The sequence below is a fragment of the Nocardiopsis sp. NPDC006198 genome (genome assembly GCF_040613895.1).
Taxonomy (GTDB): domain Bacteria; phylum Actinomycetota; class Actinomycetes; order Streptosporangiales; family Streptosporangiaceae; genus Nocardiopsis; species Nocardiopsis tropica.
In genome coordinates, this window is sequence record NZ_JBEXSY010000043.1 from 31,799 (window position 1) to 58,204 (window position 26,406).

Sequence of the window (26,406 nt, forward strand, 5' to 3'; positions counted from 1 at the left end):
GGATCAGACTCCGCGAGGGTCAGTCGCGGGACTTCTCCTGCATCTCGTAGGTCTCGATGACGTCAGCGATACGGATGTCGTTGTAGCCGACACCGATACCGCACTCGAAGCCCTCGCGGACCTCGGTCGCGTCGTCCTTGAACCGTCGCAGGGACTCCACGGTGAGGTTCTCGGAGATGACAACCCCTTCGCGGATGATCCGTGCCTTGGTGTTGCGGCGGATGAGGCCGCTACGGACGATCGAGCCCGCGATGTTGCCGATCTTCGGAACCTTGAAGACCTCGCGGACCTCGGCGCTGCCGAGCTGGACTTCCTCGTAGACCGGCTTGAGGAGGCCCTTGACCGCGGCCTCGACCTCGTCGATGGCCTGGTAGATCACCGAGTAGTACCGGATGTCGACGCCCATGCGATCGGCCAGCTCGCTGTTCTTGCCCTCGGGCCGAACGTTGAAGCCGATGATGATCGCGTCGGCGGACGACGCCAGGTTGATGTCGTTCTGCGTGATCGCACCGACACCGCGGCCGATGACGCGGATGTTGACCTCGTCGCCACCCGAGTCGATCTTGAGGAGCGACTCCTCCAGCGCCTCGACCGAACCGGACATGTCGCCCTTGATGAGGAGGAGCAGCTCGGAGCGCTCACCCTCCTTGAGGGCGTCCTGCCAGGTCTCGAACGTGACGCGGCGGGCCGAACGCGCCTGCTGGGCGAAGCGCTCGCGCGCCTCGCGCTGCTGGGCGATCTGACGTGCCACCCGGTCGTCCTTGACGACCAGGAAGCTGTCGCCGGCGCTGGGAACGTTGGTCAGACCCACCACCTGCACCGGACGGGACGGCTCGGCGCTCTGCACGTTGTTGCCGTGCTCGTCGAGCATGGCGCGCACGCGGCCGTAGGCGTCGCCGCAGACGATCGAGTCGCCGACGTTGAGCGTGCCCCTCTGGACCAGCACCGTGGCCATGGAACCGCGACCGCGGTCCAGGTAGGCCTCGATGGCCAGACCCTGGGCGTCCATGTCCGGGTTGGCGGTCAGGTCGAGCGAGGCGTCGGAGGTCAGCACGATCGACTCGAGCAGGCCGTCGATGTTGTCGCCCTTGAGCGCGGAGATGTCCACGAACTGGACGTCGCCGCCGTACTCCTCGGCGACCAGGCCGTACTCGGTGAGCTGCGCACGGACCCGCTGCGGGTCGGCGCCCTCGACGTCGATCTTGTTGACCGCGACCACGATCGGCACCTCGGCCGCCTTGGCGTGGTCGATGGCCTCGGCCGTCTGCGGCTTGACGCCGTCGTCGGCCGCGACCACCAGGACCGCGATGTCGGTGACCTTCGCACCGCGGGCACGCATGGCGGTGAACGCCTCGTGGCCCGGGGTGTCGATGAAGGTGAGCCTGCGCTCCTCGCCGTCCACCTCGGTGGCGACCTGGTAGGCGCCGATGTGCTGGGTGATACCGCCGGCCTCGCCGCTGACGACGTTGGTCTTGCGGATGGTGTCCAGCAGTCGGGTCTTACCGTGGTCGACGTGGCCCATGACGGTGACCACGGGCGGACGGGGACGCAGGTCCTCGGCCGTGCCGTCGTCCTCGCCGAACTCGATGGAGAAGGACTCCAGCAGCTCGCGGTCCTCGTCCTCGGGACTGACGACCTCGATGCGGTAGCTGAGCTCCTCGCCCAGCAGCTGGAGCGACTCGTCGGGCAGCGACTGGGTCGCGGTGACCATCTCACCCAGGTGCATCATGACCTGGACGAGCGACGCCGGGTTGACGTCGATCTTGTCGCCGAAGTCCGACAGCGAGGCGCCGCGGGACAGGCGGATGACCTGGTTGTTGCCGCTCGGGATCTTGACGCCGCCGAAGGACGGTGCCTGGAGGTCGTTGAACTCCTGGCGCCGCTGCTTCTTGGACTTGCGGGCACGCCCGGGACGACCGCCCGGACGGCCGAACGCACCGGCGGTTCCGCCGCCGCGACCGCGACCGCCGCCGCCGGGGCGACCGCCGAAGCCGCCGGGACGACCGCCGCCGGCACCGCCGCCGCCACCGGGACGCGGACCCGCACCCGCGGGGGCTCCCCCGCGACCGCGGCCACCGCCGCCACCGCCGGGACGACCGCCGCCGGCACCGCCGCGACCGCCGCCCGCGGGCGAGGCCGGACGGGACGAGGGCATGTTCATGGGACTGGGACGCGGACCGCCGGGACGGGGTCCGCCGGCGCCGCCGCCGGGACGCGGAGGTCCGCCTGCGGCACCGCCCGGACGCGGAGCGCCCGCGGCGCCGCCGGGACGCGGGGCGCGCTGGTCGCCGCCGCCCTGCGGGCCGGGACGCGGACCCGGACGGGGACCGCCCGGACGCGGAGCGCCGGCGCCGGGAGCGGCACCGGGACGCGGCGCGGGCTTGGAGCCCATGCCGGAGGCGTTGGACGCGAACGGGTTGTTGCCCGGACGCGGACCGGACGTGCGCGGGCCCGGACGGGCGCCGCCGCGCTCGGGACGCTCGCCCCGCTGGGGACGCTCGCCGCGCTCGGGACGCTCACCGCGCTCGGGACGGTCGCCCCGCGGGGGGCGCTCGCCGCGCTCGGGACGTGCGCCCTCGGGACGTGCGCCTTCAGGACGTCCACCCTCGGGACGCCCGCCCTCGGGGCGGGGCTCCTCGGAGCGCACGCCCTCGGGCCGGCCTGCCGGACCACCGGGCTTGGGCGCACCGCCGGGGCGGGCACCCGCTTCGCCGCGGGGGGCCTTGGGGCCGGGCTTGGGCGCACCGGGACGCGGGGCGGACTCGCCCTGCGCTGCCGACGGCTTGGGCGCGGCCGGACCCGGCTTCGGGCCGGGCTTGGGAGCGGGCCCCGGCTTGGGGGCCGCACCCGGCTCGGACGCGGCGCGGGGGCCGGGCTTGGGAGCCGAGCCCTTCCTGCCGCCGTCGGAACCGTTGTTGAAGGCTTCTTGGAGGCGTCGCACGACGGGGGCCTCTATCGTCGAGGACGCCGAACGGACGAATTCGCCCATCTCGTTGAGCTTGGCCAGCACGGCCTTGCTCTCTACACCGAACTCCTTGGCGAGTTCGTACACCCGGACCTTCGCCACTACTCTCCTTCAGCTTCGGTCCGGGACATGGGCTTGTGCCGGACCGTCGTTAGCTCGAGTTACTCATCGCTGCGTACTCATCAGGCGCTCATCGCAATCTCGACCTGCTTCCTCATCGCTACACAACAATGGGTCGGTACTCGCGTGCCGACACAGCACTGGTACGCCGACCTCGGTTATGACAACCCGGAGACCGGCCCAGACATTCCAACCCTATCGGGAGCGGTAACCCTATCCGCCACGAGGGGCGGCATCGAGCAGGGCCTCTACGGGTGAGAGGTCCCACCCGGCGTCACCCGCTCCCCTCCGGTAGGCGCGGGACCATACCCTGCGACGCTCGGCGAGCTCGAGGCACCGCCGGTCGTCGTGCAGGTAGGCGCCACGCCCCGGACGTCGACCCCGGGTGTCGGGCATGATGGCCGTGCCCACAGCCACCAGCCGCACGAGGTCGGACTGGACTGCCCGAGACCGGCACCCCACGCATGTGCGCACAGGGCCGTCGGGACCGTCTCCGGCCACCATATCGCGTCGGGGCATCGCCGCGACCCGATTAACCGGCCGCGGCGGCGTCGTCGCCGTCGGTTCCGTCACCGTCGGCGGGACCGCCGGCGGGTTCGGCGTCGGAGCGGATGTCGATGCGCCAACCGGTCAGACGGGCGGCGAGGCGGGCGTTCTGGCCCTCCTTGCCGATCGCCAGGGACTGCTGGTAGTCGGGCACGACGACCCGCGCGACACGCGCGGCCATGTCGAGGATTTCCACGGAGTTGACCCGCGCCGGGGACAGGGCGTTGGCCACGAACGCGGCCGGGTCGTCGGAGAAGTCGACGATGTCGATCTTCTCTCCGTGCAGTTCCGCCATCACGTTGCGGACACGGCTGCCGAGCGGACCGATGCAGGCGCCCTTGGCGTTGACCCCGCCCCGGTGCGACCGGACGGCCATCTTGGTGCGGTGGCCCGCCTCCCGGGCGATCGCCGAGATCTCGACGGTGCCGTCGGCGATCTCGGGCACCTCCAGCTCGAAGAGCTTGCGCACCAGGTTGGGGTGGGTGCGCGAGAGGGTGACCGACGGACCCCGGTGGCCCTTGCGGACCTGGACCACGTAGGCGCGCAGCCGCTCCCCGTGGGTGTAGGTCTCGGTGGGGACCTGCTCCTGCGGGGGCAGGACCGCTTCGAGCTTGCCGAGGTCGACCAGCACGTTCCGGGGGTCCTTGCCCTGCTGGATGATGCCGGAGACGATGTCGTGCTCCCGCCCGGCGAACTCGCCCAGGGTGAGCTCGTCCTCGGCGTCCCGCAGGCGCTGGAGGATGACCTGCTTGGCGGTGGAGGTCGCGATGCGGCCGAAGCCGGACGGGGTGCCGTCGAACTCGCCGACGACCTCGCCCTCCTCGTCCGTCTCGGACACCCACACGGTCACGTGGCCGGTCGAGCGGTTGAGCTCGACCCTGGCCTTCTTGTCGGGTCCCTCTTCGCGGTGGTAGGCGATCAGAAGCGCGTCCTCGATGGCCTTGGCCACCAGCTCGACCGCGATGTCCTTCTCGCGCTCCAGGCTGCGCAGGACACTCATGTCAATATCCACGGGGCTCCCCCTCTAGTCCGCCGCGTCGGTGTCGGCTTCGCGACGGAATTCCACCTGGACCCTGCCCGGGCCGAGCTCGGCGTGGGCGAGGGTGCGGGGCCGGCCCTCGACGTCGAGGGTGACCCCCTCGTCGTCGGCGTCGGTGACCCGGCCGGTGACGTCGCCGCCCCCGGCGAGGGCGGCCTTCACCAGCCGTCCACGGGAGCGCCGCCAGTGGCGCGGCTGCGTCAGCGGACGGTCCACCCCGGGCGAGGTGACCTCCAGGACGTAGGGCAGCTCGCCCATGACGTCGGAGGCGTCCAGCGCGGCGTTGACCTCCTGGCTGACCTCGCCGACCCGGTCCAGGTCCACCCCGTCGTCGGAGTCGACGACGACGCGCAGGACCCGGCGCTTGCCCGCCGGTGTCAGCTCGACGGCCTCCAGGTCCAGTCCGGCCTCGGCCAGTACCGGCTCCAGCAGCTCGGCGATGCGCTCTTCGCGTGCCTGCGCTCCCATGTGGTGCCTGCCCCTCCAGCGGAGAAATCCCGCCCGCTCGGCCTCGGGCCGGTGTACGGGGCGGTCCAGCTCTGTACGTAGTCTGCGACTGAACGGTCCGCCCCCTGAGGGACGCGGACCGACCGCGCGTCGCGTGCGACGGCGGTTGTGCTGCAAGGGTATCCACACCCGGGCGTCCTCCAGGTCGCCGTCGGTGCCGGGGAGGCGCCGCGGAGTGGCCCCGGGAGGCGGGAAAGCCCGCGTGGAGGGGTGTGTCGGCCCGGGCCGGGCCCCGCGCGGACCGTGGAAAGATGGGGCCGTGGCCGTCCCGGACGGCCGTCGTGCCGGCGAGGGACGGCACGGGGCACGGAAGGAGAGCACGTGGGCCAGGTGAACGGCTGCGTCAGCCGCCGCACGGTGCTGGGCGCTGCGGTGGCCGGAGCGGCGGTCGCGGGTCTGGCCGGGTGCGGCGAGGCGGAGTGGTACCCCGCGGACGTGACCCCGGACGAGTACGTGCTCCGGTCGGTGATCCGGGAGAAGGAGCGGACGGTGTCCCTCTACGAGGCCGCGATCGCTGGCGGGACGGGGCCGGCGGACCTGCTGGAGCGGCTGCTGGAGCACCACCTGACCCATGTGGACGCGCTCGTGGAGTCGCTCCCCGAGGGCGCCTCCCCCACACCTCCCGCCGACCCGGCCGGGGGCGGGGAAACCCCTCCGGAGGGCGGGCCCGTGCCCGGCGGGGTGCTGGACACCGCGGGGCTGCGCCTGCTGGAGTCGGCCGCGACGAGTGCGCGCCTCGACCAGGCCGCGGCCGTGTCCGACCCCGGCCTGGCCCAGCTGATCAGCGGCATCGGCGCCTGCGAGGCAGGACACGCGTACCTTCTGGCCCGGGCCTAGGCCCGGCCTTCCCGCACGGCATCCACGAACCTGAAGGCGGTACTGGTGAGCGAGAGTCCCGTGTCCACCCCGGGCGGGGCGGACCCCGGCGCGGACCCCGGCCCCGACGCGCTGGCCGAGGCGCTGAGCGCGGAGCACGCGGCGGTGTACGGGTACGAGTTCGTCGGCGGTGCCGCCGGGGACCGGGACCGGCGCGAGCGCGCCCTGGAGGCCGCCCAGCAGCACAAGGCCCTGCGTGACGCGCTGCGTGCGGCGGCGGTGGAACGCGGCTTCGGGGCGCCCTCGGCGCTGGCGACGTATCCCCTGCCGGAGGGGCGCGACGACGACGGCTTCGACGCCTTCGCGGTCGGGCTGGAGGAGACGGCGGCGCGTGCGTACCTGTGGCTGACGGCGTCGGGCGACGCCGGTCTGCGGTCGAGGGCCGCGCGCGCCCTCCAGGAGACGACGCTGCGGGGCCTGGAGTGGGGCGGGGAGCTGGACGCCCTCCCCGGCTTCGAGACCGCCTGACGGGAGCACGCGCGAGGGGCCGGGGATCTGCTCCCCGGCCCCTCGACCCCGGTCGTCCCGGCCGCCGCCCGCGGGGCGGGAGCCCCTGGGCGTGTCCGGGCGGCGCCCGCCGGGCGCGCCCTAGCCGCGGCAGGCGGCGACGGTGCGGTCCACGATCTCGGCCAGGGCGACCTCCTCGCGGTCGCCGGTGGCGCGGTCCCGCAGCTCCACCAGGCCGTCCTTGAGCCCGCGGCCGATGATGACACCGGTCGGGATGCCGAGCAGTTCGGAGTCGGTGAACTTGACGCCCGGCGAGACGCCCTTGCGGTCGTCCACGAGGACGCGCAGTCCGCGTGCCTCCAGCTCCGCGCCGATCCGCAGGGCCTCCTCGATCTGCTCGCCCTTGCCGGTCCCGACCACGTGCACGTCGGCGGGCGCGATGGCGCGCGGCCAGACGATGCCCTTGTCGTCGTGGGACTGCTCGACGACGCAGGCGACGGCGCGCGAGACGCCGATCCCGTAGGAGCCCATGGTGATGCGCCTGGGCTTGCCGTCGGCTCCGAGGGCGTCCACCTGGAAGGAGTCGGTGTACTTGCGGCCGAGCTGGAAGATGTGGCCGATCTCGATGCCGCGCGAGGTGTACAGCGTGCCCCGCCCGTCGGGCGAGGGGTCGCCGTCGCGGACCTCGGCGACGTCGATGACGCCGTCCGGGGTGAAGTCGCGCCCGGCCACCAGGCCGATGACGTGGTGGTCGGCCCTGTCCGCGCCGGTCACCCACGCGGTGCCGGTGACCACGCGCGGGTCGACCAGGTAGCGGACCTTGTTGTCCAGCAGGGCGAGGGGGCCGATGTAGCCCTTGGCCAGGAAGGGGTTGGCCGCGAAGTCGGCCTCGTCCAGGAGCGCGACCTCGGTGGGCTCCAGTGCGGCCTCCAGGCGCTTGAGGTCGACCTCGCGGTCGCCGGGCAGGCCGATGGCCAGCAGCTTCCACTCCTCGGCGCCGGGCTCGCGGGTCTTGACGAGGAGGTTCTTGAGGGTGTCGGCCTCGCTGAAGTCGCGGCCCAGCCCGGCCCCGTTGAGGAAGTCCACCAGCGTCTGGATGGTCGCGGTGCCCGGGGTGTGGTGCACCACCGCCTCGGGCAGCCCCTCGACGGGCAGCGCCGGGGGCGCCGGGGTGGCGACGGCCTCGACGTTCGCGGCGTAGTCGGACTCCGTGCTGCGCACGAAGGTGTCCTCGCCGCTCGGGGCCACGGCCAGGAACTCCTCCGAGGCGGACCCGCCCATGGCCCCGGACGTGGCGGAGACGATCACGTACTCCAGCCCGAGCCGGTCGAAGATCCGGATGTAGGCGGCGCGGTGCGCCTCGTAGGAGGCCCGGAGGCCCTCGTCGTCGATGTCGAAGGAGTAGGAGTCCTTCATGTGGAACTCGCGGCCGCGGAGCACGCCCGCCCGGGGGCGCGCCTCGTCGCGGAACTTCTCCTGGATCTGGTACAGGACGACGGGGAAGTCCTTGTAGGAGGAGTACTCGCCCTTGACCAGGAGCGTGAACAGCTCCTCGTGCGTGGGGCCGAGCAGGTAGTCGGCGCCCTTGCGGTCCTTGAGGCGGAACAGGGTGTCGCCGTACTCCTCCCAGCGGCCGGTCGCCTCGTAGTACTCCTTGGGCAGGAGGGCGGGCAGGAGGACCTCCTGGCCGCCGATGGCGTCCATCTCCTCGCGCACGACGCGGGCGACGTTGTCCAGGACCATCTTGCCCAGGGGCAGCCAGGAGTAGATGCCGGGGGCGGCCCGGCGCACGAACCCGCCGCGGACGAGGAGCTTGTGGCTCGGCACCTCGGCGTCCGCCGGGTCCTCACGCAGGGTGCGAAGGAACAGGTTCGACATCCGCAGCAGCACGGCCACTCCTCGGTGAACACGCCCGTGGGGCGTGGGGATCAGGACTAGGGGAGTCCCAGGCTAGCGGTAGTGCGGACGCGTTCGCGCGTGGGTTGCGCGAGCGCTCCCGCCCGTACCTAGGCTTGGTGGCCGGCGATCCGGGCGGCGGGCGCGGCCGGCGCAGGGGCCGGCGGACGCCGCCGACGAACGGGGAAGAGCATGGGCAGACGCGGTACTCGGGACACGGGACCCGACGGGGCCGGGGAGCCGGAGGGCGTTCCCGGGACGGAGCTGCTCGCGGACGCGGACCGGTCCGACTCGTGGTTCCTCGTGGTGGAGGGGACGCCGCAGTCCCACGTGGACCTGTCGGACCCGTCCTACCTGGACTTCTCGTACATGCGGCGGATCGCGCACGCCGCCGACCTCGTCGCGCCCGCGGGCGAGCCGATCGACGCCCTGCACCTGGGAGCGGGGGCGCTGACCCTGGCCCGGTACGTGGCGCACACCCGCCCGGGCTCGCGGCAGCGCGCGGTGGACGTGGACGCCCCTCTGGTGGAGATGGTGCGGCGGCGGCTGCCGTGGGACCGCCGGGCGCAGCTGCGGGTGGGGATCGGCGACGCCCGCGAGTGGATCGGCGCCCGGCACGCCGACAGCGCGGACCTGGTCGTCAGCGACGTGTTCGCGGGGGCGCGCACGCCCGCGCGGCTGACCTCGGTGGAGTTCTACGGGGAGATGGCGCGCGTGCTGAGGCCCGGAGGCCTGCTGGCGGTGAACATCGGCGACGGCCACTCCCTGGAGCACACCCGCGCGCAGGCGGCGACCGCCCGCGCGGTGCTGCCGCACGTGGCCCTGACCGCCGCGCCCGCCATCCTGCGCGGGCGCCGGTTCGGCAACCTCGTCCTGGTGGCCGGGCACCGGCCGCTCCCCTCGGAGGACCTGGGCCGCCGCGCGCACCGCGACCCGGAGATGGCCCGGCTGCTGGAGGGCGGGGATCTGGACCGCTTCGTCTCGGGCCGCGCGCCCGTCCACGACGCGGACGCGGTCGACTCCCCCGCGCCGCCGGACGACGTGTTCTGAGCCCGCCGCCGGGCCCCGGCGCGGACGGCCGGAACCGGCCGCCGCTCCCGGCGGACGGGTTCCCGGGGACGCGGGACGCGTACTCCGGGGGGAGTACGCCGACGCGCGAAGTGCACCCCTGAGGAGGACGCGCGACCCCGGGGGGTGACCGTACCGTCGTGGGTGTGGCAGCACTACTCCCGCGCCCGACGCGCACCGACGCCTGGCTCGCCCTGGTCCTGCTGGTCCTGTCCGCGGGCAGCACGCTCGTGGTCGAGTGGGTCGACCCCGTCCCCACCGACCGCGAGCTCTGGCCGTGGGGGTGGGCCCTCGTCCTGGGGGCGTGCCTGCCGCTCCTGTGGCGGACCGCCTTCCCGTGCGTCGTGGGCCTGGTCTCGATCGCCTCCGCGACCGTCTACTACCCCCTGGGCTTCCCGGACGGCATGGTCATGCTGTGCACCGCCGTCATGCTCTACACCCTGGTCCGCTGGGGCTACCGCGTGTTCGGGTGGACGCTGGGCGTCGGCCAGTTCGCCGCGGTCAACGCCTACGAGCTGCTGGTGAGCGGCGGGTTCCGCTTCGAGGCGGTGGGCATGGTCGCCTGGGTCCTGCTGCTGCTGTGCACGGGCGAGGTCGTGCGCTGGCGCCAGGAGTACCTGCGGGCCGACCGCGAGCGCGCGGTCGAGGCGGGCCGCACGAAGGAGGAGGAGGTGCTCCGCCGGGCGTCGGAGGAGCGGCTCCGGCTGGCCCGGGACGTGCACGACACCGTCGCGCACAACATCTCGCTGATCAACGTGCAGGCCGGCACCGCCCTCTACCTCATCGAGACGGAGCCCGGGCGCGCCGCGGAGGCCCTGGCCACCATCAAGCAGACCAGCAAGGACACCCTGACCGAGCTGCGCGGGATGCTGGGGGTGCTGCGCGCCGTGGACGAGGCCGCGCCGAGGTCGCCGGTCCCCGGGCTCGACCGGGTGGGCGAACTCGCCGAGGGCACGCGGACCGCGGGGCTCGACGTGGAGGTCGAGGTCGTCGGAACCCCCGCCCGCCTGCCCGTCAGCACCGACTCGGCCGCCTACCGCACCGTGCAGGAGGCGCTCACCAACACCGTGCGCCACTCCGGCGCGACGGCCGTCCGGGTGCGGATCGAGCACGGGGCGTCCTCCCTGGTGGTCGAGGTGACGGACGACGGCCGCGGCACGGTCGGCCCCCCGGTGCCGGGCAACGGCATCACCGGGATGCGCGAACGCGCCGCCCTGGTCGGCGGCACGGTGGACGCGGGCCCCCTGGAGGGGGGAGGATTCCGGGTGCGGGCACGGCTGCCGTCGGGGCCGGCCGGGCCGGGACAGCCGGACTCCACCCCGCCGGACGTGCGCGGCGCGTCCGGCGCCGACGAAACGAGGACGCCGTGATCAGGGTGCTGCTCGCCGACGACCAGGCCCTGGTGCGTGCGGGTTTCCGCGCACTCCTGGACAGCGCCCCCGACATCGGGGTGGTCGCCGAGGCGGGTGACGGCGAGGAGGCGGTCCGGCTGGCCCGCGCGGAGCGGCCCGACGTGGTCCTGATGGACATCCGCATGCCCGGTGTGGACGGCCTGGCCGCCGCCGGGCGCATCCTCGCGGACCCCGGCCTCTCGGAGACGCGGATCGTCATCCTCACCACGTTCGGCCTGGACGAGTACATCTTCGAGGCGTTGCGCGCCGGGGCCAGCGGGTTCCTGGTCAAGGACACCGAGCCCCGCGACCTCCTGCAGGCGGTCCGGGTCGTGCACGCGGGCGAGGCGCTGCTCTCGCCGGCGGTCACACGGCGGCTGATCGCCGACTACGCCCGCCGCCCGCCCGGCGCCCCGGCCCCCTCGGTCCGCCTCAACGGGCTCACCGACCGCGAGCGCGAGGTGGTCGCGCTGGTCGGGGGCGGGCTGTCCAACGAGGAGATCGCCGCCCGGCTGGTGGTCAGCCCTGCCACGGCCAAGACCCACGTCAGCCGCTCCATGGTGAAGCTGGGCGTGCGCGACCGCGCCCAGCTGGTCGTGATCGCCTACGAGACGGCCCTGGTCACGCCGCGGTGGAGCCGGAACACCTGACCGGCCCGCCCCCGGCCCTCCCCCGAGGGGCGCCGGGGGCGCCTCGGGGTCTCCCCCTACACCCGCGGGAGTACGGGCGGGGCGGCGCGTACCCCGGGGGACGGCCGCCCGGTGCCCCCTCCGGGACGATGCGCCCGCCGCTGCCGTCGTCGGATCCTTGGCGTGTCCCCACCGCCGAACGCGAGGCCCGACGATGTTCGAAGACCCACTCCTCCTGGCGCGGCTCCAGTTCGCGCTGACCGCCGCCACGCACTACATGTTCGTGGCGCTGACGCTCGGGCTCGCCCCGTACATCCTCACCACCCAGTTCCTGGGCGCCCTGCGCGGCGACCGCTCGCGGATGACCGCCGTGCGCTTCTGGGGAGGCCTCTACCTCGTCAACTACGGCATGGGCGTCCTGTCGGGCCTGGTGATGGAGTTCCAGCTGGCCCTCAACTGGAGCGGGCTGCACGAGGTGTTCGGCTACACCTTCGCGGCGCCGCTGGCCCTGGAGACGATGACGGCGTTCTTCGTCGAGTCCACCTTCCTGGGGCTGTGGATCTTCGGCTGGGACCGCATGGGCCGGTGGGCCCACCTGTCCTGCTTCGCGGTGGTCACCGTGACGGCCTACGCCTCGGCGTGGTGGGTCCTGGTCTCCAACGGGTTCCTGCGCAACCCCGTCGGGTTCGAGGTCGTGGACGGCGTCGCCCAGCTGACCGACCCGGTCGCCCTGATGACGAACCCCGCCGCCACGGCGGCCTTCGGACACGTCGCCGGCGGCGCCATGACCGTCGGCGCCCTGGTGGTGGCCGCCACCAGCGCCTACCACCTGGTACGGCGCGACGACCCGTACGGGATCTTCCGGCGGGGCATCCGCTACGCCGCGGTCGTCATGTGCGTGGCACCGGTGTTCGTGGTGGTCTTCGGCGGCGTCCAGTTCGAGCTCTTCGGCGAGGCCCCGCCCACGAGCGGCCTGACCCACACCGCCGAGGAGATCGCGGCGATCGAGGCCGCCTCCCCCGGCGGACCGCTCCTGAACGGCGTCAACGCGACCGCCGACGGCCTCATGATGAGCATGTGGGCGGTGATGTTCCTGCTCGGCCCGCTCATGCTGCTGGCCTGGCCCCTCGGCGGCCTGGACCGGTGGCGGTGGTTCCTCGCCCCGCTGGTCGCCACCCCCTTCGCCCCCTACCTGGCGAGCATCGGCGGCTGGGTGTTCCGGGAGACCAACCGGCAGCCGTGGACGGTGGTGCACCACCTGACCACCGCGGACGCGGTGACCCCCATGCCCCCGGGCGCGGCCGTCCTCTCCTTCACCTTCTTCACCGTCGCGTTCGCGGTCCTGGCGGCCGTCACCTACTGGCTCCTGGTGCGGTACGCCCGGCGCGGCCCCGACGGCGGCCCCCTCGCGGAGCGCCGCGAGGAGGAGCAGGGCGAGTCCGCCGATCCCGTCACCACGTTCTGAACCAGGGAGAACCACCATGGACGTCCTGTCCCTCGCATCCTCCGCCCTGCTCGCCCTGCTCGTCGTGGGCCACCTCGTCCTCGCGGGCTCCGACATCGGCCTGGGCATGCTGATGCCCCACGTGGCGCGCGGTCCCGGGCAGCGCCGCCGCGTGGTCGCGGCGATCGCCCCCTACTTCCTCGCCTCGGAGGTGTGGCTGGTCGCCGCCGTCGGGGTCATGGCGGGGCTGTTCCCCGTGCTGGAGCACCACGTCGTCGCCGAGCTGCGGCCGGTGCTCGCGGTCCTGCTCGCGGCGTGGCTGGTCCGGGACGCCGGTCTGTGGCTGCGCGCCCGCGTGGACCGGCCCGGCTGGCGCCTGGCCTGCGACGCCGCGGTCGTCGCGGGCAGCTGGACCGTCGCGGCGATGTGGGGCCTGGCGGTCGCGGGGCTGCTCACCGGCGGCCTCACGGCGAGCGCGTTCACCGTGCTGTGCACACTCGTGGTGACGGCCCTGTTCGCGCTGCGCGGGGCGGCCTTCGGCGCGGAGCGCCTGGTCGGTCCGACCGACGCGGAGAGCGCGGACGTGGCGGCACGGGTCACCCGCCCGCTGTCCCGGCTGGCCCTGGGCGCGACGGCGGCGGCCGCCGCGGCCGCACTCCTCCCGGGCGGTCCGGTGCCCGCGCCGGCCCTGCTCGCGGCGGCCCCGGTCGCGGTGCTCGCGGCGGCCCTGGCGGCGACCAGCGGCCTCGCGGGGCCGATGCTCTCCCGGCACACGTCGGCGCTCGCGATCGCCGTTCCGGGCCTCATGGTGGCCTGGGCCGCGCACCTCCCGTCGTCGCCGGTCCCGTCCGTGACCGGGATGTTCGTCTGGGCGATCCTCCTTCCCACAATTCCGGTCATGCTCATCGGCCAGGTTTGGCTCTACCGAATGACGCGCCGACCAGCGGCCGGGGCGACCTTCTTCGCCTGACCCCGGGCGCCGCTGCCTCCCAGCTCGCCGCGGTCGCGGACAGCCGGTGACGGACGTGTGCACGCCGGGTCACGGCCCGGCAGGGTCCCCGTGGCGGGTTGGGGAGGCCCGGGAGGGGGCACGCCAGCTTGCGGGAGACACGCCCGCGACGCCCCTCCCGTCCCGGGGGGATACCCGGCGTGATCGCGCGCGGGCGCTGCCGAGCCCCGAGGAGTGACTGTGACCTACCCCCTGACCACCCCCCCGGACCTGGCCGGATGCAGCTGCGGTACGGGCTGCGGATGCGGATGCCAGAGCGGCGGTTCCTGCAGCTGCGGCGGCGGCTGCGGCTGAGGACCGCCACGAGACAGCGGGCCGCCCCCTCGGGGGCGGCCCGCCCGCGTTTCCACCGGGCCACACACCCCCGACAGGTCGCGACAACGGGCGACGCCGGAGATACGCTGTGTCACTACGTGAAGCTGCGTATCCACCCACCGGGGGAGATCAGCGATGTCACCGTTCACCACGCCGGCGCCGCGGAGGGGCGGCCTCTCCGAGCACGCGAGGCTGCTCCGGTGCGTACAGGGCATCCAGGAGCGCTCCGTGCGGGCGGTCCCCTGGGAGCCGGACACCGTCGGCCTCCCGGACGGCGGCTCCGACAGCGCCCTCGCCAGGATCAACGACGTCGCCTTCTACGCGAACGCCCGCGACGAGGTGGCCGCTCTGGCAGGCGTCTGCGCGGACCTGCTGCGGCTGCACCGGCCGGAGGAGCGGGAGGGCGCCGACGGGCACCGCTGCGGGGGGTGCCGCCAGACCTGGCCCTGCCCCACCTTCGCCGAACTCGCCCGCCTCCTGGGCTGAGCGGCGCCGCGACGGACGTCGCCCGCCGGCGTCGGGGCGCGATCCGACGTCGACGGGCGACGGTCCTCTCTCACCTGCCCGTCCGCTGACGACCGGCGACCGAACCGCCGGGCGCCCTCACCGGGCCAGGTATACGCAGAGGTTAATACTGGAACGCGTTCTACCGCAAGACCCGCATGAAGAACTCGTGCAAGAAGGACATGGATCCGACTCGACGCCCTGCCGGGTGCAACAGGATCTACCGACGACCGCGGGCGCGGCGGGGCCGGGGGCCGCACGGCGGGCGCCCCGGCCGCACCGCCGGACACGGGCACGACGCCGCGGAGAACGGGGCGGGAAGGGCGCGGGGCGGAGGGTCCGCCACGGCGGGAGCCCGGCCGGCGCGGGGCGGGCGGGGCGGAAGGCGCGGCACCGGCCGGAGGGCGGGAAGGCCTGGCCGGAGGGCGGGAGGCGCCGGACCGGAGACGACCGGTCGGCGCGGGGTCGGCGCCGGCTCCCCGGGGGGGCGGGGCGGCCGGGCCCAGGGGCGGGGGACAGCCCCTGGGACCGGCTTCGGGGGGCGGCAGGGCGCAGCGGCCCGGAAACCGCCGAGAGTGGTGCCCTCCCCGTGCGCCGAGGCGCGCCCTGCTCCACAGACGTTAACGATTCAGCGGTAACACGAACACCCTCCTTCAGATAACCGGAACGTCTCGATTCCTCCCGGCCATATCAGGAGACACGCGCTGAACTGCGGTGACACAGAGCCATGGCGCCGTTTCACTCCCGAAACCCCAGAAATCACAGAACTCACGGGAGCCCCGGCGGGGCACGCTGCGGCCCCTTGGGGCGGACTCCACCGACAAAAGGCCGACATCCATAAAACCGGAAAGGGAAACAATCCGTGACTTCCCATGGAAAGGTTGCACGGGGTTGCGATTCCGGATCCGAGCAAGTCGTTTGCACCCCGGGCGTCCGCCCGGGCCGTGCTCAGCTTATTCGCGTGGCCAGCAGATAGGCGGAGGGGTTGTCAGCGTCAACGATATCGGTGACCCTCCACACCTGCCCTCCCACACTGAACACATCTCCTACGTGGACGTCGATCATGGGCGTGGGTCGCCACTCCTTCGGTCCGCCGATCTTGGCCACCGGTCGGCCTTCATCGTCGATCCAGAAGCTTCCCCCACCGACCGGGCCGCCCGCGAAGCGGTCGTTCCGGCCGTAACTGATCTTCTCCTGCGCGCCGACTTCGTGAACCACAGTGGATTCAGTCCCAACCGTCTCGGTTTCCGTTGAAAACGCAGCCATGTTAACGCGGTCCAGGCAATTGCGCATGGCGATTTCGCGTCTGGCCGACGTTTCAGAAGAATAGCTGACAAAGGTAATGCGCGGGCCGGGACCAAAGTCCCGACCCGCGCAGGAAACCGTCCTTGCCGAAAAACCTCAGTCCCGGTCGGCCGTGCCCCGTCCGCCCTTGAGCCGTCCCACCAGGGTCTCGAACGCCGAACTGAAGGGGTGGTCGTGCACCATGTAGGTCCACGTCATCGACGGGCGCTTGACCCCCACCCCGCTGACGTCGAGCTCGCCGTCCTCGGCCTCCAGCTCCTCGAAGCTCTCCGCGGCACGGGCGCGCGCGTCGTCCAGGAAGCCCTTGAACACCGGCACGGCGTCGCGGTTGAACTCGTCCAGGGGGTCACGGCGCCCGAGGAACCGGAGGTGGATGCCCTCCCGCAGCTCCGACAGGAACGCGTTGTGGTCGGTCCAGCCCCGGTCCAGGTGGTACAGGGTGATGAGCCGGGCCGCCTGGGCGACCTTCTCCTCCCCCACCTCCTCCACGAGCGCCCCGTGGTGCTTCTTGCGGTCCAGCCCGATGTGCCGGTCGCCCTGGTCCCCGGTCAGGACCATCTCGCGGTGCTCCAGGACCACGTCGCGCTGGACGTCGATCAGCTGGTTGTACCGCCAGGTGTTGCGGTGGATCTCCAGCAGCTGCCCCTCCGCGACCCGCTGCGCGTGGTCGACCATGTGCAGCCACCCGCTGTCGGTGATCTCGCCCTCGGCGGTGGTCTCGTACCCCGTGGTCTCGGGGGCGTTGTTCACCACCAGGTCGTCGTCCATGCTGACGAAGAAGATGGAGTCTCCCGGGTCGCCCTGGCGTCCCGCGCGTCCGCGCAGCTGCCCGTCCAGGCGGCTGCTGGGGTAGCGGCCGAAGCCCATCACGTACAGTCCGCCGGTCTCGACGACCCGTTCGCGGTCGGCCATGTCGCTGCCGCCCAGACGGATGTCGGTGCCGCGGCCGGCCATCTGGGTGGAGACGGTGACGGCGCCGTGGGTGCCCGCCTCCGCGATGATCGACGCCTCGTCGGCGTCGTTCTTGGCGTTGAGGACCACGCAGTCCAGGCCGGCGTCGCGCAGGCGTTTGGCGAGCAGCTCGGACTCCGCGACGTCCTGGGTCCCGATGAGGATCGGTCTCCCGGACTTGTGCACCTCCTCCGCCTTCGCGACGAGGGCGTCCTCCTTCTCCTCGCGCGTGGCGTACAGGCGCGTGCCGTGGTCCTCGCGCACGTTGGGCTTGTTGGAGGGGATGACCGCCACCTCCAGCTCGTAGAACTCGCGGAGCTGCTCGGCCACGGCCATCGCGGTGCCGGTCATACCGCCGCGCGTGGGGTAGCGGAGCACCAGCGACTGGACCGTGATGGAGTCCAGGACCTCGCCGGTCTCGCTGACCGCGACCTTCTCCTTGGCCTCGACGGCGGCCTGGAGGCCGTCCGGCCACCGCTGGAGGAGGGCGATGCGGCCCCGGGACTCGTTGATGAGCCGGACCTCCCCGTCGCGCACCACGTAGTGGACGTCGCGCTGGAGCAGCACGTGCGCGTGCAGGGCCAGGTTGACCTGCGGGAGGACCGACGTGTCGTCCTCCGAGTACAGGTCGACCCCGCCCAGGGCCTTCTCGACGGCGTCGATGCCGGCGTCGGTGAGCTGGACGTTGCGTCCCTCGCCGTCGATCTCGAAGTGCAGGCGGGGCTTGAGCCCGCGGACGATGTCCGCCATCTCCACGTCGGCGGCGACGCTCTCCGCGGCCCCCGCGAGGACGAGCGGGACCCGGGCCTCGTCGACGAGGACCGAGTCGGCCTCGTCGATGATCGCGATGTTGGGCGGGGGTACGACGCGGTCGCCGATGTCGGTGACCATGCGGTCGCGCAGGACGTCGAAGCCGAGCTCGCTGACGGCGGCGTAGGTGACGTCGCAGGAGTAGGCGGCGCGGCGCTCCTCCTTGGTGGAGTCCTCGGTGATCCACCCGACGGTGACGCCGAGCATGTCGTAGACGGGGCGCATCCACTCGGCGTCGCGCCGGGCCAGGTAGTCGTTGACGCTCAGGAGGTGCACGCGCTGGCCTCGCAGCGCGAAACCGGCCGCGGCGAGGGCGCCGGCGAGGGTCTTGCCCTCACCCGTAGCCATCTCCGCGACGTGGCCGTCGAGCAGCGCCATGACACCGAGGAGCTGCACGTCGAAGGGACGCTCGTCCAGTGAGCGCCGGGCGGCCTCGCGGCCGACGGCGCACAGCGACACGAGGTCGTTGCGATCGTAGGGGAGTTCGGCGTTGCCGAGTTCGATGGCCTTCTCCGTCAGCTCGGTGTCGTCGAGCTCACGCAGACCATCCTCCTCGGCTTCGATCGCCGACAGGAGCTTGGTATAGGGCCGCAGGTCCACCGCACCGGGCTTGCCCAGTAGGCGGCGGACGCTTTCCGCCATTCGTCCGAACACCACCACAGGGTAACGCCGGACACAACCCCTCGGAGAACCCCGGGGCGCCCTCGTGCCGGGCGGGACCGGGGGCCCGGCCCCCGTGCACGGGGCGCCCGCGCGTCACACGAGCTGGCGGCGGGTGCGCTGGCGTGCCTCGACGGCCATGGCGTGCTTGACGAGGGTCATCAGGACCCGGACGACGGACTGCTTGTCGCGGGCGTCGCAGTAGACGACGGGCACCTCCGGGGTCAGGTCGAGGGCGTCGCGCAGCTCCTCCGCGCTGTACGGGGCCTCGGGGTCGAACTCGTTGACGGCGACGACGAAGGGCAGCCGGTACTGGCGCTCGAAGTAGTCGAGCGCCTGGAAGGTGTCCTCCAGGCGGCGCGTGTCGGCCAGGATCACCGCGCCCAGTGCGCCGCGGACCAGGTCGTCCCACATGAACCAGAACCGCTGCTGGCCCGGGGTGCCGAACAGGAACAGGGTCAGGTCGGTGTCCAGCGAGATCCGCCCGAAGTCCATCGCGACGGTGGTGCTCGTCTTGTCCGGGGTGTGGGAGAGGTCGTCGACACCGGCGCTGGCGGCGGTGACCGCGGCCTCGGTACGGACGGGCGGGATCTCCGAGACAGCGCCGACGAACGTGGTCTTCCCGACCCCGAAGCCCCCGGCGATGATGATCTTGGTGGACAACGCGGTGGGGGCGTGGACGTTGTTCGTGCTGTTGGCTGGATCGATCACAGTTAGTCCTAGCGAGAGTGCCGGGCCAGTACGGACGATACGGCTCACACGGCCCGGTCCTGAGGGGTGCGGTGTGCTCCCGGGGTCCGAACCCTCTCGGGAGGCGCCGCCCCTGGAACCTAACACCGGAAAGAGGCCGCCAACGGCGTTTTGGGAACAGTGGTGCAAGAGACCACATTCCCGGCTGCGCAAGGCCCTGCGGCCTCCGGGACAGCGGGAACGGCCACGGGGGCCCGAGCCGTCCCGTGGCGGCGGGTCCGCACCCCAGGACCGGCCGTAACCAGGTAAGCACAGACTTCTACCCCGGAAGGTCGACTTTACGACATTGTGAGCGGTCATTTTCGGCCGCTTTCGGCCGCGCCGATCCCTGTCCGGAGCCGTCCACGGAGTCTACGGTGGAGGACAGGGCCCCCGCGCCACGACGCTGTCGCGGTGCGGTCGCGGTACGGACTCCTGGCACGAGGACGCGACCGCCGCGGGAGCCCCCGCGGCGCCCCGGGGCGGCCGCGCACCGACGTCTCGCTCTTCGGCGTCGGTCCGGTCGACGCCTCAGGTCGGCGTTCCGGCGCCCCACCGGCCCACAACCGTCCACGTGGGCCGGTGGCGGCTGGACCGACCCGCGCACTCCCCCGCCCCGCCCACCGCGAGGGCCCCGCCGCACGGGCCCCGGGGACCCGGCGCGCCAACGCGCCCCGGCCGCTCCCGGGACCGCTTCCCCTGGTTGGCCGTAGGATGGGCTCGCCCTCCCCCCGCCGGACCCGCACGCGCGACCCCGCGCCGCCGTCCGGCCGGGGCGAGCCGAACCGACCCGACCCTCCCAAGGGAGCCGAGAAACCCACATGTCCGATCAGCGCGTCGTCCGCCCCACTCCCATCAGCGGTTTCCCCGAGTGGACCCCACAGGTCCGGGCCGTGGAGCAGCGCTGGCTGGACCATATCCGGGCCGGGTTCGAGTCCTTCGGCTTCGCGTCGGTGGAGACCCCCTCGGTGGAGAACCTCGACGTGCTGACCGCCAAGGGCGAGACCTCCCAGGAGGTCTACACCCTGCACCGGCTCCAGGCCGACGCCGCGGACGACTCCGACGCGCGGCTCGGACTGCACTTCGACCTCACCGTGCCCTTCGCCAGGTACGTCGCCCAGCACTTCAACGAGCTGACGTTCCCGTTCAAGCGCTACCAGATGCAGCGCGTCTGGCGGGGCGAGCGGCCCCAGGAGGGGCGCTTCCGCGAGTTCACCCAGTGCGACATCGACGTCATCAACGTCGACTCCGTCCCCCTGCACTTCGACGCCGAGCTCCCCCGCATCGTCCACCGCGTGCTCAGCGGGCTGGACATCCCCGCCTGGACGCTCAACGTCAACAACCGCAAGGTCCTCCAGGGCTTCTACGAGGGCCTCGGGGTCAAGGACCCGGTCGCCGTCATCCGCGCCGTCGACAAGCTCCACAAGATCGGCGACGACGGCGTGCGGGACATCCTCCTGGCCGAGGGCCTCGGCGGCGAGCAGGCCGACGCCTGCCTCGCCCTGGCCCGCGTCAAGGGGTCCGGCGAGGAGGTCGCCGCCCGGGTGCGGGAGCTCGGGATCTCCTCCGACCTGCTCGACGAGGGGCTCGACGAGCTCGCCTTCGTCATGGGAGACCTCGCCGACCTGCCCGAGGGCGCCGTGGTCGCCGACCTGTCCATCGCCCGCGGCCTGGACTACTACACGGGCACCGTCTACGAGGCCTCCTTCGACGACGACCCCGGGTACGGGAGCATCTGCGCGGGGGGCCGGTACGAGGACCTCGCCGGGCAGTTCATCCGCCGCAGGCTGCCGGGGGTCGGCATCTCCATCGGCCTCACCCGCATCTTCGCCAAGCTCGTCGCCGAGGGGCGGATCACGGAGGGGCGGACCTGTCCCACCGACGTCATGGTCGTGGTCCCCGGCGCCGAGCGCCGACGGGACGCCCTGCTCACCGGCGAACTGCTGCGCTCCCGCGGGTTCAACACCGAGGTCTTCCACTCCACCGCCAAGGTCGGCAAGCAGATCCAGTACGCCGCCAAGAAGGGCATCCCCTTCGTGTGGTTCCCCCCGTTCGACGCCGACGGCGCCCACGAGGTGAAGGACATGGGGTCGGGCGTCCAGGGTCCGGCGGACCCCGGCACCTGGTCCCCCGACTCCGGCGCGGACAGCGCAGGGTAGTCGACCCGTAGCACCCCATCGACCGGCATGGGCGGTTTCCGGCCGCCCATGCCGGAACCGGCCATCAGCGAGACAGCCCGGGGCGGGGGATGCCAGACTTGGAACGGCTTTCTCCGCGTCGACGCGTCCCCGGGCGTGCCCCGCGGGCCGATTCGGAGTCCTACTGATCGAGGCCATGTCTCATCCTCGCCACAACCTGCCCCTGTCCGCCGGCGAGTTCATCAGGTTCGTCGGGCGCGAGCGCGACATCGTCGACCTGAGCCGCCTCCTCAACACCGCCAGGATGGTCACCCTGACCGGCACCGGCGGCATCGGCAAGACGCGCCTCGCCCTCCACCTGGCCGAACGCGTGATGCGCCGGTTCCCCGACGGCGTCCGCTTCATCGACCTCAGCGAGTCCTCCACCCACGACCAGGCACTGCGCACGGTGGCCAAGAGCCTCCAGGCGGTGGAGGACGACGAGCGCACGATGACCGACGCGATCATCACGTCGCTGCGCACCCGCGACCTCCTGCTCCTCCTGGACACCTGCGAGCACGCCGTGGGGCCGATGGCCCGGCTGTGCCAGGCGGTCCTGCGCGACTGCCCCCGGGTACGGATCCTGGTCACCAGCCGCCAGCCCCTGCACGTCCCCCAGGAGAGCATCTGGCGGGTGCCGCCGCTCTCGCTGCCCGCACGGGCCACGCCCACCGACCCCTACGCGGCCGACCCGGCGCCCATCCCCCGTCGCGACACCCAGCGCTACGAGTCGGTGCGCCTGTTCGTCACCCGCGCGCACGCCGCCCGCGCGGGGTTCGAGATGACCAGGGAGAACTCCGGCTACATCGCGGAGATCTGCCGGATGCTCGACGGGATGCCCCTGGCCATCGAACTGGCGGCCGCACGGGTGCGGGTGCTGTCGGTGCAGCAGATCCTGCGCCGCCTGGACGACCGGTTCCAGCTCCTGACCAGTGACGGCTCGGGCGACCTGCCCCCGCGCCAGCGCACCCTGCGCGCGGTCCTGGAGTGGAGCCACGACCTGCTCACCGAACCGGAGCGGCTCCTCCTGCACCGGCTGTCGGTCTTCTCCACCTGGTACCTGGAGGCCGCGGAGGACGTGTGCTCCGGCGAGGGCGTCGACGCCTCCGACATCCTGCCGCTGCACTTCTCCCTCCTGGACAAGTCCCTGGTGGTGGTGGACACCGAGATCGACGGCACCGCGCACTACCGGCTGACCGAGACGGTGCGCGCCTACGCCGCGGAGCGCCTGGCCGAGGACGGGGACCTGGACGCGCGCTGGGAACGCTACCTCCGCTTCTCCGTCACGCGCCTGGAGGAGGGGGCCAAGAGCTTCCGGGCGCCGCTGGCGTGGAACGAGCGCCTGTCGTACCTGAGGCTGCTCGACCACCACCGGGAGAACCACTCGCGCATGGTGGAGTGGGCGCTCTCCCAGGGGCGCGTGGACGACGCCCTGAGGGTGTGCGTGGCGCTGCGGCCGTACTGGATGGTGCGCGACCTGGCCTCCGAGGGCAGCCGCGTCCTGGAGCGGGTCCTCGCGGCCGACCCGGACGACCAGTCCCCGTCCCTGCGGGCGCGGGCCCTGGCCCTCCAGGCCGAGCTGCGGCTGGAGCTGGACCCCGCTCCGCGCGTGTCCACGCTCGCCCGGTGCGCGCTGGAGGCCGCGCGTGCCTGCCGCGACGCGGGGGCCGCCGCCTCCGCCCTCACGACCACGGCCTCCCTGGCCCTGCGGTCGGGCCGGCCGGACGAGGCGCTGGAGCACGCCGAACGCGCCGGGCGCTGGGCCGAGCGGGTCGACGACCCGATCACCGAGGGGACGACCCTCGGGGTGCTGGCCCAGGCGGCCAGGCGGGGCGGGGAACCCGACCGGGCCGTGGCCCACCTGGAGCACGGCATCACGCTGGCGGAGGGCCTCGGCGACCGGTGGAGCGTGGCCCGCGGCCTGCACGGGCTGGGCTCGATCGCCGCGGAGCGCCGGGACCTCGCCCGGGCGCGGGACCTGTTCACCGAGGCGCTGGCGGTCTTCGGCGAGCTGGAGGCGGCCCCGGCGACCGCCCGCTGCGCGCGGGACCTGGGCCGCCTGTTCCTGGCGGGGGGCGAGCCCCTCAAGGCGCGGGAGCCGCTGTCCACGTGCCTGCGGGTGAGTTTCACGTCCGGCCGGCGGATCGCGGTCGCCCGCGCGCTGGAGGCCCTGGCCGAGCTCGCGCTCGCCGAGGACGAGGCCGAGAGGGCCGCCGCCCTGGCGGGCGTGGCCGCCGGCCTGCGCACCTCCCTGGACCGTCCCTCGGCCGAGACGCTGCGGCTGCGCTCCTGTGTGGAGCGTCTCGTGGGCGGTGCCCGGACGTCCGAGGCCTGGAACGCGTGGCGGTCGCTGCCCCTGGAGCAGGTGCGCGACCGGGCCCTCGCCTTCCCCCGGCCTCCCGCCCCGAGGGCCTCGGGGCCGGAGTCGCTGACGCCCCGGGAACGGGAGATCGCCGAACTCGCCGAGCGGGGCCTGTCCAACCGCGAGATCGCCGAGCGGTTGACCATCAGTCAGGCCACTGCGGCCAGACATATAGCGAACATCTTCAGAAAACTCTCGATTTCCTCCAGGACGCAGTTGACCGGTTGGGCTGCTTCCCGCGACGGTGGCTGAGAGGGGCCCGATCGACCGGTAGCACTTGCACAGTGCGCGTGCACCCGCTAAGACAGAAACCCCGACCTCCACCGCACCCCTCGATGACGTCCCCCTTGCCCACCGACCCCTCAGCCCTGGTGAGGAACCCCCCGACCGCCCCTACCTGTGAAGGCCATGGCACCTTTGACCGCGCCAGCGCGGCACAACCTCCCCCGACCGGGCACCGGCTTCGTCGGCCGTGAGCGGGACCTGAGCGACCTGCTCCGCCTGCTCGGCTCCAGCCGGTCCGTCACCCTGTGCGGAACCGACGGCATGGGCAAGACACGGCTGGCCCTGCGCCTGGCCGAGCAGTCGACCGTGTCCTTCCCCGACGGGGTGTGGCTGGCCGACCTCACCGACGCCCACACGACGCTGGAGGTCTACGCGCGGGTGTGCGCCGCGGTCGGCGTGATCGAGGAACCCGGGCAGCCCCTGGCGGCCACGGTGGCCGAGGCGCTGCGCTCCCGGCGCCTCCTGCTGGTGCTGGACTCCTGCGAGCACGTCCCCGACGAGGTGACGGAGGTCGGCGAGGCCCTGCTGGCGGCCTGCCCGGCGCTCTCCATCCTCCTCACCAGCGAGGAGCCCGTCCGGCTGGCGGGCGGGACCGTGTGGCGGATGACCCCGATGGCGCTTCCGGTGGCCGCGCGCAACGCCCCGCCGCCGGACCCCGCCGCGTCCGACGCGGTCCGGCTGTTCCTCGACCGCGCCCGGGCGCGCGACCCCCGCTTCTCCGCCACTCCGCAGGAGACGGAGACCGCGGCCGTGGTCTGCGACCTCACGGGCGGGGTGCCCCTGGGGATCGAGGTGCTCGGGGCGCTCGCGCCCGTCGTCGGGCCCGGCGCGCTCGCCGAGGGCCTGCGCGCCCACCTGGCCTCGCCCGAGTTCCAGCCGGGGCCGGGCCAGGCGATCTCGCGCAGCCAGGTGCTGCCCCTGGTGCTGGACTTCGTGTACGTCCACCTCCCGGAGCCGGAACGGGTGCTCCTGCGGCGCCTGTCGGTGTTCCGGGGCTGGGACCTCGAACTCGCCGAGCAGGTGTGCGCGGACGAGTCCCTGCCCGAGTCGGCCGTCCTGGATCTCCTGACGTCGCTGCTGGACCGCTCGCTGATCACCGTGACCGGTGAGTTCGAGGGCAGGGTCCGCTACAAGCTGCCGGAGGCGGTGCGCCGCTTCGCCGCCGGACGCCTGGCCGCGGCGGGGGAGGCCGACCTCTACCACGAGCGGCTGCTGGACCGGATGCTCCGCCTGGTCGAGGACCTGGGCCTCAAGCTGGAGTCGAGCCGGCCGATGCCCTGGAGCGAGCGCGACGCCGGCCGCCAGCGGGTGATCGCCGAGTACGACACCCTGCGCTCCCTGCTGGGCTGGACCCTGTCCCGCGGCGCCGCGGAGTCCGGGCTCCGGCTGTGCGTGAGCCTGGTCGCGCACTGGGTGAGCCACCAGTGCCACGCCGAGGGCGCCCACTGGATGGACCGGCTGCTGGAGCTGGAGGAGTCGGACAAGGCGCCCTCGCGGGCGCGGGCCCTGGTCGCCCGGGCCCAGCTCGCGCGCGTGCGCCGCGACCACGGCCTGGCCGTGGCGCTGGGCGAGGAGGGGCTGCGGCTGTGCCGCGAGGCCGGGGACGACGCGTTCGTGCGCACCGCGCTCAACGTGCTGGCCCTGGTGGAGGTGCGCGACCGCGTGTCGGACCAGGCCGCGGTGCGGGTGGAGGAGGCGCTGAGGCTGTGCAGGGAGGCCGGTGACCAGTGGGGCGAGGCGGTCGCGCTGGGGACCCGCGCGGCCCTGGTCGCCCAGCAGGGCGACTACCCGACGGCGGACCACCACTACAACGCGGCCCTGACCCTGTTGCGGGGCATCGACCACCGGTGGGGCGTGGGCGTCACACTCATCGGGCAGGCCCGGGCCGCGGAGGCCAACAACGACCTCATCACCGCCGACCGCTGCTACCGCGAGGCGCTGGACACCCAGCGGATGATCGGAGCGGCGGCGGAGGAGGCGCGCTGCCTGGCCGGGATCGGCCGTGTGGCGCACGCGCAGGGGTCCACGAGCCAGGCCTACGACTACCTGAGCGAGGGGCTGCTCCTCAGCCACTCGACGGGGCAGCGGGCCGAGGCCGCGCGTGCGCTCGTCGCGATCGCGCGGGTGGTGTTCGGCGCCGGGCTGCGGGAACCGGCCTGCCGCCTGGCCGGCGCCGCGACGGGTGTGCGCGGACAGCTGGGCCTGTCGGTGCACGAGGCCCCGTGGCCGTTCACGGACGTGGAGCGGGTCCGCCGGCGCCGCCGCCAGCTGGTGTCGTGGTCCGGGGTCCGGGGCGGTCCGGCCGGGGAGCCGCCCCGGAGCCGGTCAGTGGTGCAGGGCCCGCCGGGGCCGGGGTGCGGGCAGGGCTCCG

The 26,406-nt window shown here is 73.3% G+C and carries 19 protein-coding genes; 11 read left to right on the top strand and 8 right to left on the bottom strand.

Annotated elements, in window-relative coordinates; translation table 11 throughout:
- Window positions 1-19: 19 nt before the first annotated feature.
- The 4 genes from infB to rimP all read right to left on the bottom strand — a co-directional run bounded on the left by infB (window position 20) and on the right by rimP (window position 5,138).
- Window positions 20-3,067 (bottom strand): translation initiation factor IF-2, encoded by a 3,048-nt coding sequence (infB, locus tag ABZ234_RS24025; RefSeq protein WP_355013527.1) that lies wholly within the window; start codon window positions 3,065-3,067, stop codon window positions 20-22.
- A gap of 231 nt (window positions 3,068-3,298) precedes the next feature.
- Window positions 3,299-3,604, bottom strand: coding sequence for a YlxR family protein (locus tag ABZ234_RS24030; RefSeq protein ID WP_352986073.1), 306 nt, complete (start codon window positions 3,602-3,604; stop codon window positions 3,299-3,301).
- 13 nt (window positions 3,605-3,617) lie between these two features.
- On the bottom strand, window positions 3,618-4,631 hold the full coding sequence (nusA, locus tag ABZ234_RS24035; RefSeq protein WP_267948443.1) for a transcription termination factor NusA: 1,014 nt from the start codon (window positions 4,629-4,631) through the stop codon (window positions 3,618-3,620).
- Window positions 4,632-4,655: 24 nt separating this feature from the next.
- Window positions 4,656-5,138, bottom strand: a complete 483-nt coding sequence (rimP, locus tag ABZ234_RS24040) for a ribosome maturation factor RimP (protein WP_267948442.1) — start codon at window positions 5,136-5,138, stop codon at window positions 4,656-4,658.
- Window positions 5,139-5,498: 360 nt separating this feature from the next.
- On the opposite strand from rimP, the gene ABZ234_RS24045 reads away from it, so the two are divergent.
- Together ABZ234_RS24045 and ABZ234_RS24050 are read left to right on the top strand one after the other, a co-directional pair.
- Complete coding sequence (locus ABZ234_RS24045) at window positions 5,499-6,014, top strand: hypothetical protein (protein WP_355013528.1); 516 nt, start codon at window positions 5,499-5,501, stop codon at window positions 6,012-6,014.
- A gap of 45 nt (window positions 6,015-6,059) precedes the next feature.
- On the top strand, window positions 6,060-6,521 hold the full coding sequence (locus ABZ234_RS24050; protein WP_267948440.1) for a ferritin-like domain-containing protein: 462 nt from the start codon (window positions 6,060-6,062) through the stop codon (window positions 6,519-6,521).
- A gap of 120 nt (window positions 6,522-6,641) precedes the next feature.
- Here ABZ234_RS24050 and ABZ234_RS24055 read toward each other — a convergent pair whose 3' ends face one another.
- Window positions 6,642-8,378 carry a proline--tRNA ligase gene (locus ABZ234_RS24055; RefSeq protein WP_267950268.1) on the bottom strand — a complete coding sequence of 579 codons (1,737 nt, stop codon included), beginning with the start codon at window positions 8,376-8,378 and terminating at the stop codon, window positions 6,642-6,644.
- A 210-nt stretch (window positions 8,379-8,588) separates the two neighbouring features.
- On the opposite strand from ABZ234_RS24055, the gene ABZ234_RS24060 reads away from it, so the two are divergent.
- The 6 genes from ABZ234_RS24060 (at window position 8,589) to ABZ234_RS24085 (ending at window position 14,738) form a co-directional block, all read left to right on the top strand.
- Window positions 8,589-9,446 carry a fused MFS/spermidine synthase gene (locus ABZ234_RS24060; RefSeq protein ID WP_267948439.1) on the top strand — a complete coding sequence of 286 codons (858 nt, stop codon included), beginning with the start codon at window positions 8,589-8,591 and terminating at the stop codon, window positions 9,444-9,446.
- A gap of 164 nt (window positions 9,447-9,610) precedes the next feature.
- Window positions 9,611-10,834: a sensor histidine kinase gene (locus ABZ234_RS24065; RefSeq protein ID WP_355013529.1), complete on the top strand. Its 1,224-nt coding sequence runs from the start codon at window positions 9,611-9,613 to the stop codon at window positions 10,832-10,834.
- Window positions 10,831-11,505, top strand: coding sequence for a response regulator transcription factor (locus ABZ234_RS24070; RefSeq protein ID WP_352986078.1), 675 nt, complete (start codon window positions 10,831-10,833; stop codon window positions 11,503-11,505). Before ABZ234_RS24065 ends, ABZ234_RS24070 begins: the two co-directional genes overlap by 4 nt.
- Window positions 11,506-11,698: 193 nt before the next feature.
- The gene (locus ABZ234_RS24075; RefSeq protein WP_355013530.1) at window positions 11,699-12,949 is read left to right on the top strand and encodes a cytochrome ubiquinol oxidase subunit I; all 1,251 of its coding nucleotides are present in this window, start codon (window positions 11,699-11,701) and stop codon (window positions 12,947-12,949) included.
- 16 nt (window positions 12,950-12,965) lie between these two features.
- Window positions 12,966-13,898 carry a cytochrome d ubiquinol oxidase subunit II gene (locus ABZ234_RS24080; RefSeq protein WP_355013531.1) on the top strand — a complete coding sequence of 311 codons (933 nt, stop codon included), beginning with the start codon at window positions 12,966-12,968 and terminating at the stop codon, window positions 13,896-13,898.
- Between the two features lie 489 nt (window positions 13,899-14,387).
- A complete protein-coding gene (locus ABZ234_RS24085; RefSeq protein ID WP_267948434.1) occupies window positions 14,388-14,738 on the top strand; it encodes a hypothetical protein in 351 nt (116 codons plus the stop codon).
- A gap of 966 nt (window positions 14,739-15,704) precedes the next feature.
- Here ABZ234_RS24085 and ABZ234_RS24090 read toward each other — a convergent pair.
- The 3 genes from ABZ234_RS24090 to ABZ234_RS24100 form a co-directional block, all read right to left on the bottom strand.
- Window positions 15,705-15,974: a DUF6406 domain-containing protein gene (locus tag ABZ234_RS24090; protein ID WP_267948433.1), complete on the bottom strand. Its 270-nt coding sequence runs from the start codon at window positions 15,972-15,974 to the stop codon at window positions 15,705-15,707.
- Window positions 15,975-16,157: 183 nt separating this feature from the next.
- Window positions 16,158-18,464, bottom strand: coding sequence for an accessory Sec system translocase SecA2 (gene secA2 / locus ABZ234_RS24095; RefSeq protein WP_267948432.1), 2,307 nt, complete (start codon window positions 18,462-18,464; stop codon window positions 16,158-16,160).
- A gap of 114 nt (window positions 18,465-18,578) precedes the next feature.
- Window positions 18,579-19,193: an ATP/GTP-binding protein gene (locus tag ABZ234_RS24100; RefSeq protein WP_267948431.1), complete on the bottom strand. Its 615-nt coding sequence runs from the start codon at window positions 19,191-19,193 to the stop codon at window positions 18,579-18,581.
- Window positions 19,194-20,032: 839 nt separating this feature from the next.
- Between ABZ234_RS24100 and hisS the strand changes: the two genes are divergently transcribed.
- From hisS to ABZ234_RS24115, 3 genes are all read left to right on the top strand, one after another.
- Window positions 20,033-21,370 carry a histidine--tRNA ligase gene (gene hisS, locus ABZ234_RS24105; RefSeq protein WP_355013532.1) on the top strand — a complete coding sequence of 446 codons (1,338 nt, stop codon included), beginning with the start codon at window positions 20,033-20,035 and terminating at the stop codon, window positions 21,368-21,370.
- A gap of 175 nt (window positions 21,371-21,545) precedes the next feature.
- A complete protein-coding gene (locus ABZ234_RS24110) occupies window positions 21,546-24,002 on the top strand; it encodes a LuxR C-terminal-related transcriptional regulator (protein ID WP_355013533.1) in 2,457 nt (818 codons plus the stop codon).
- Window positions 24,003-24,167: 165 nt separating this feature from the next.
- The coding region (locus ABZ234_RS24115; RefSeq protein ID WP_355013536.1) for an AAA family ATPase at window positions 24,168-26,406 on the top strand (2,239 nt) is incomplete at its 3' end.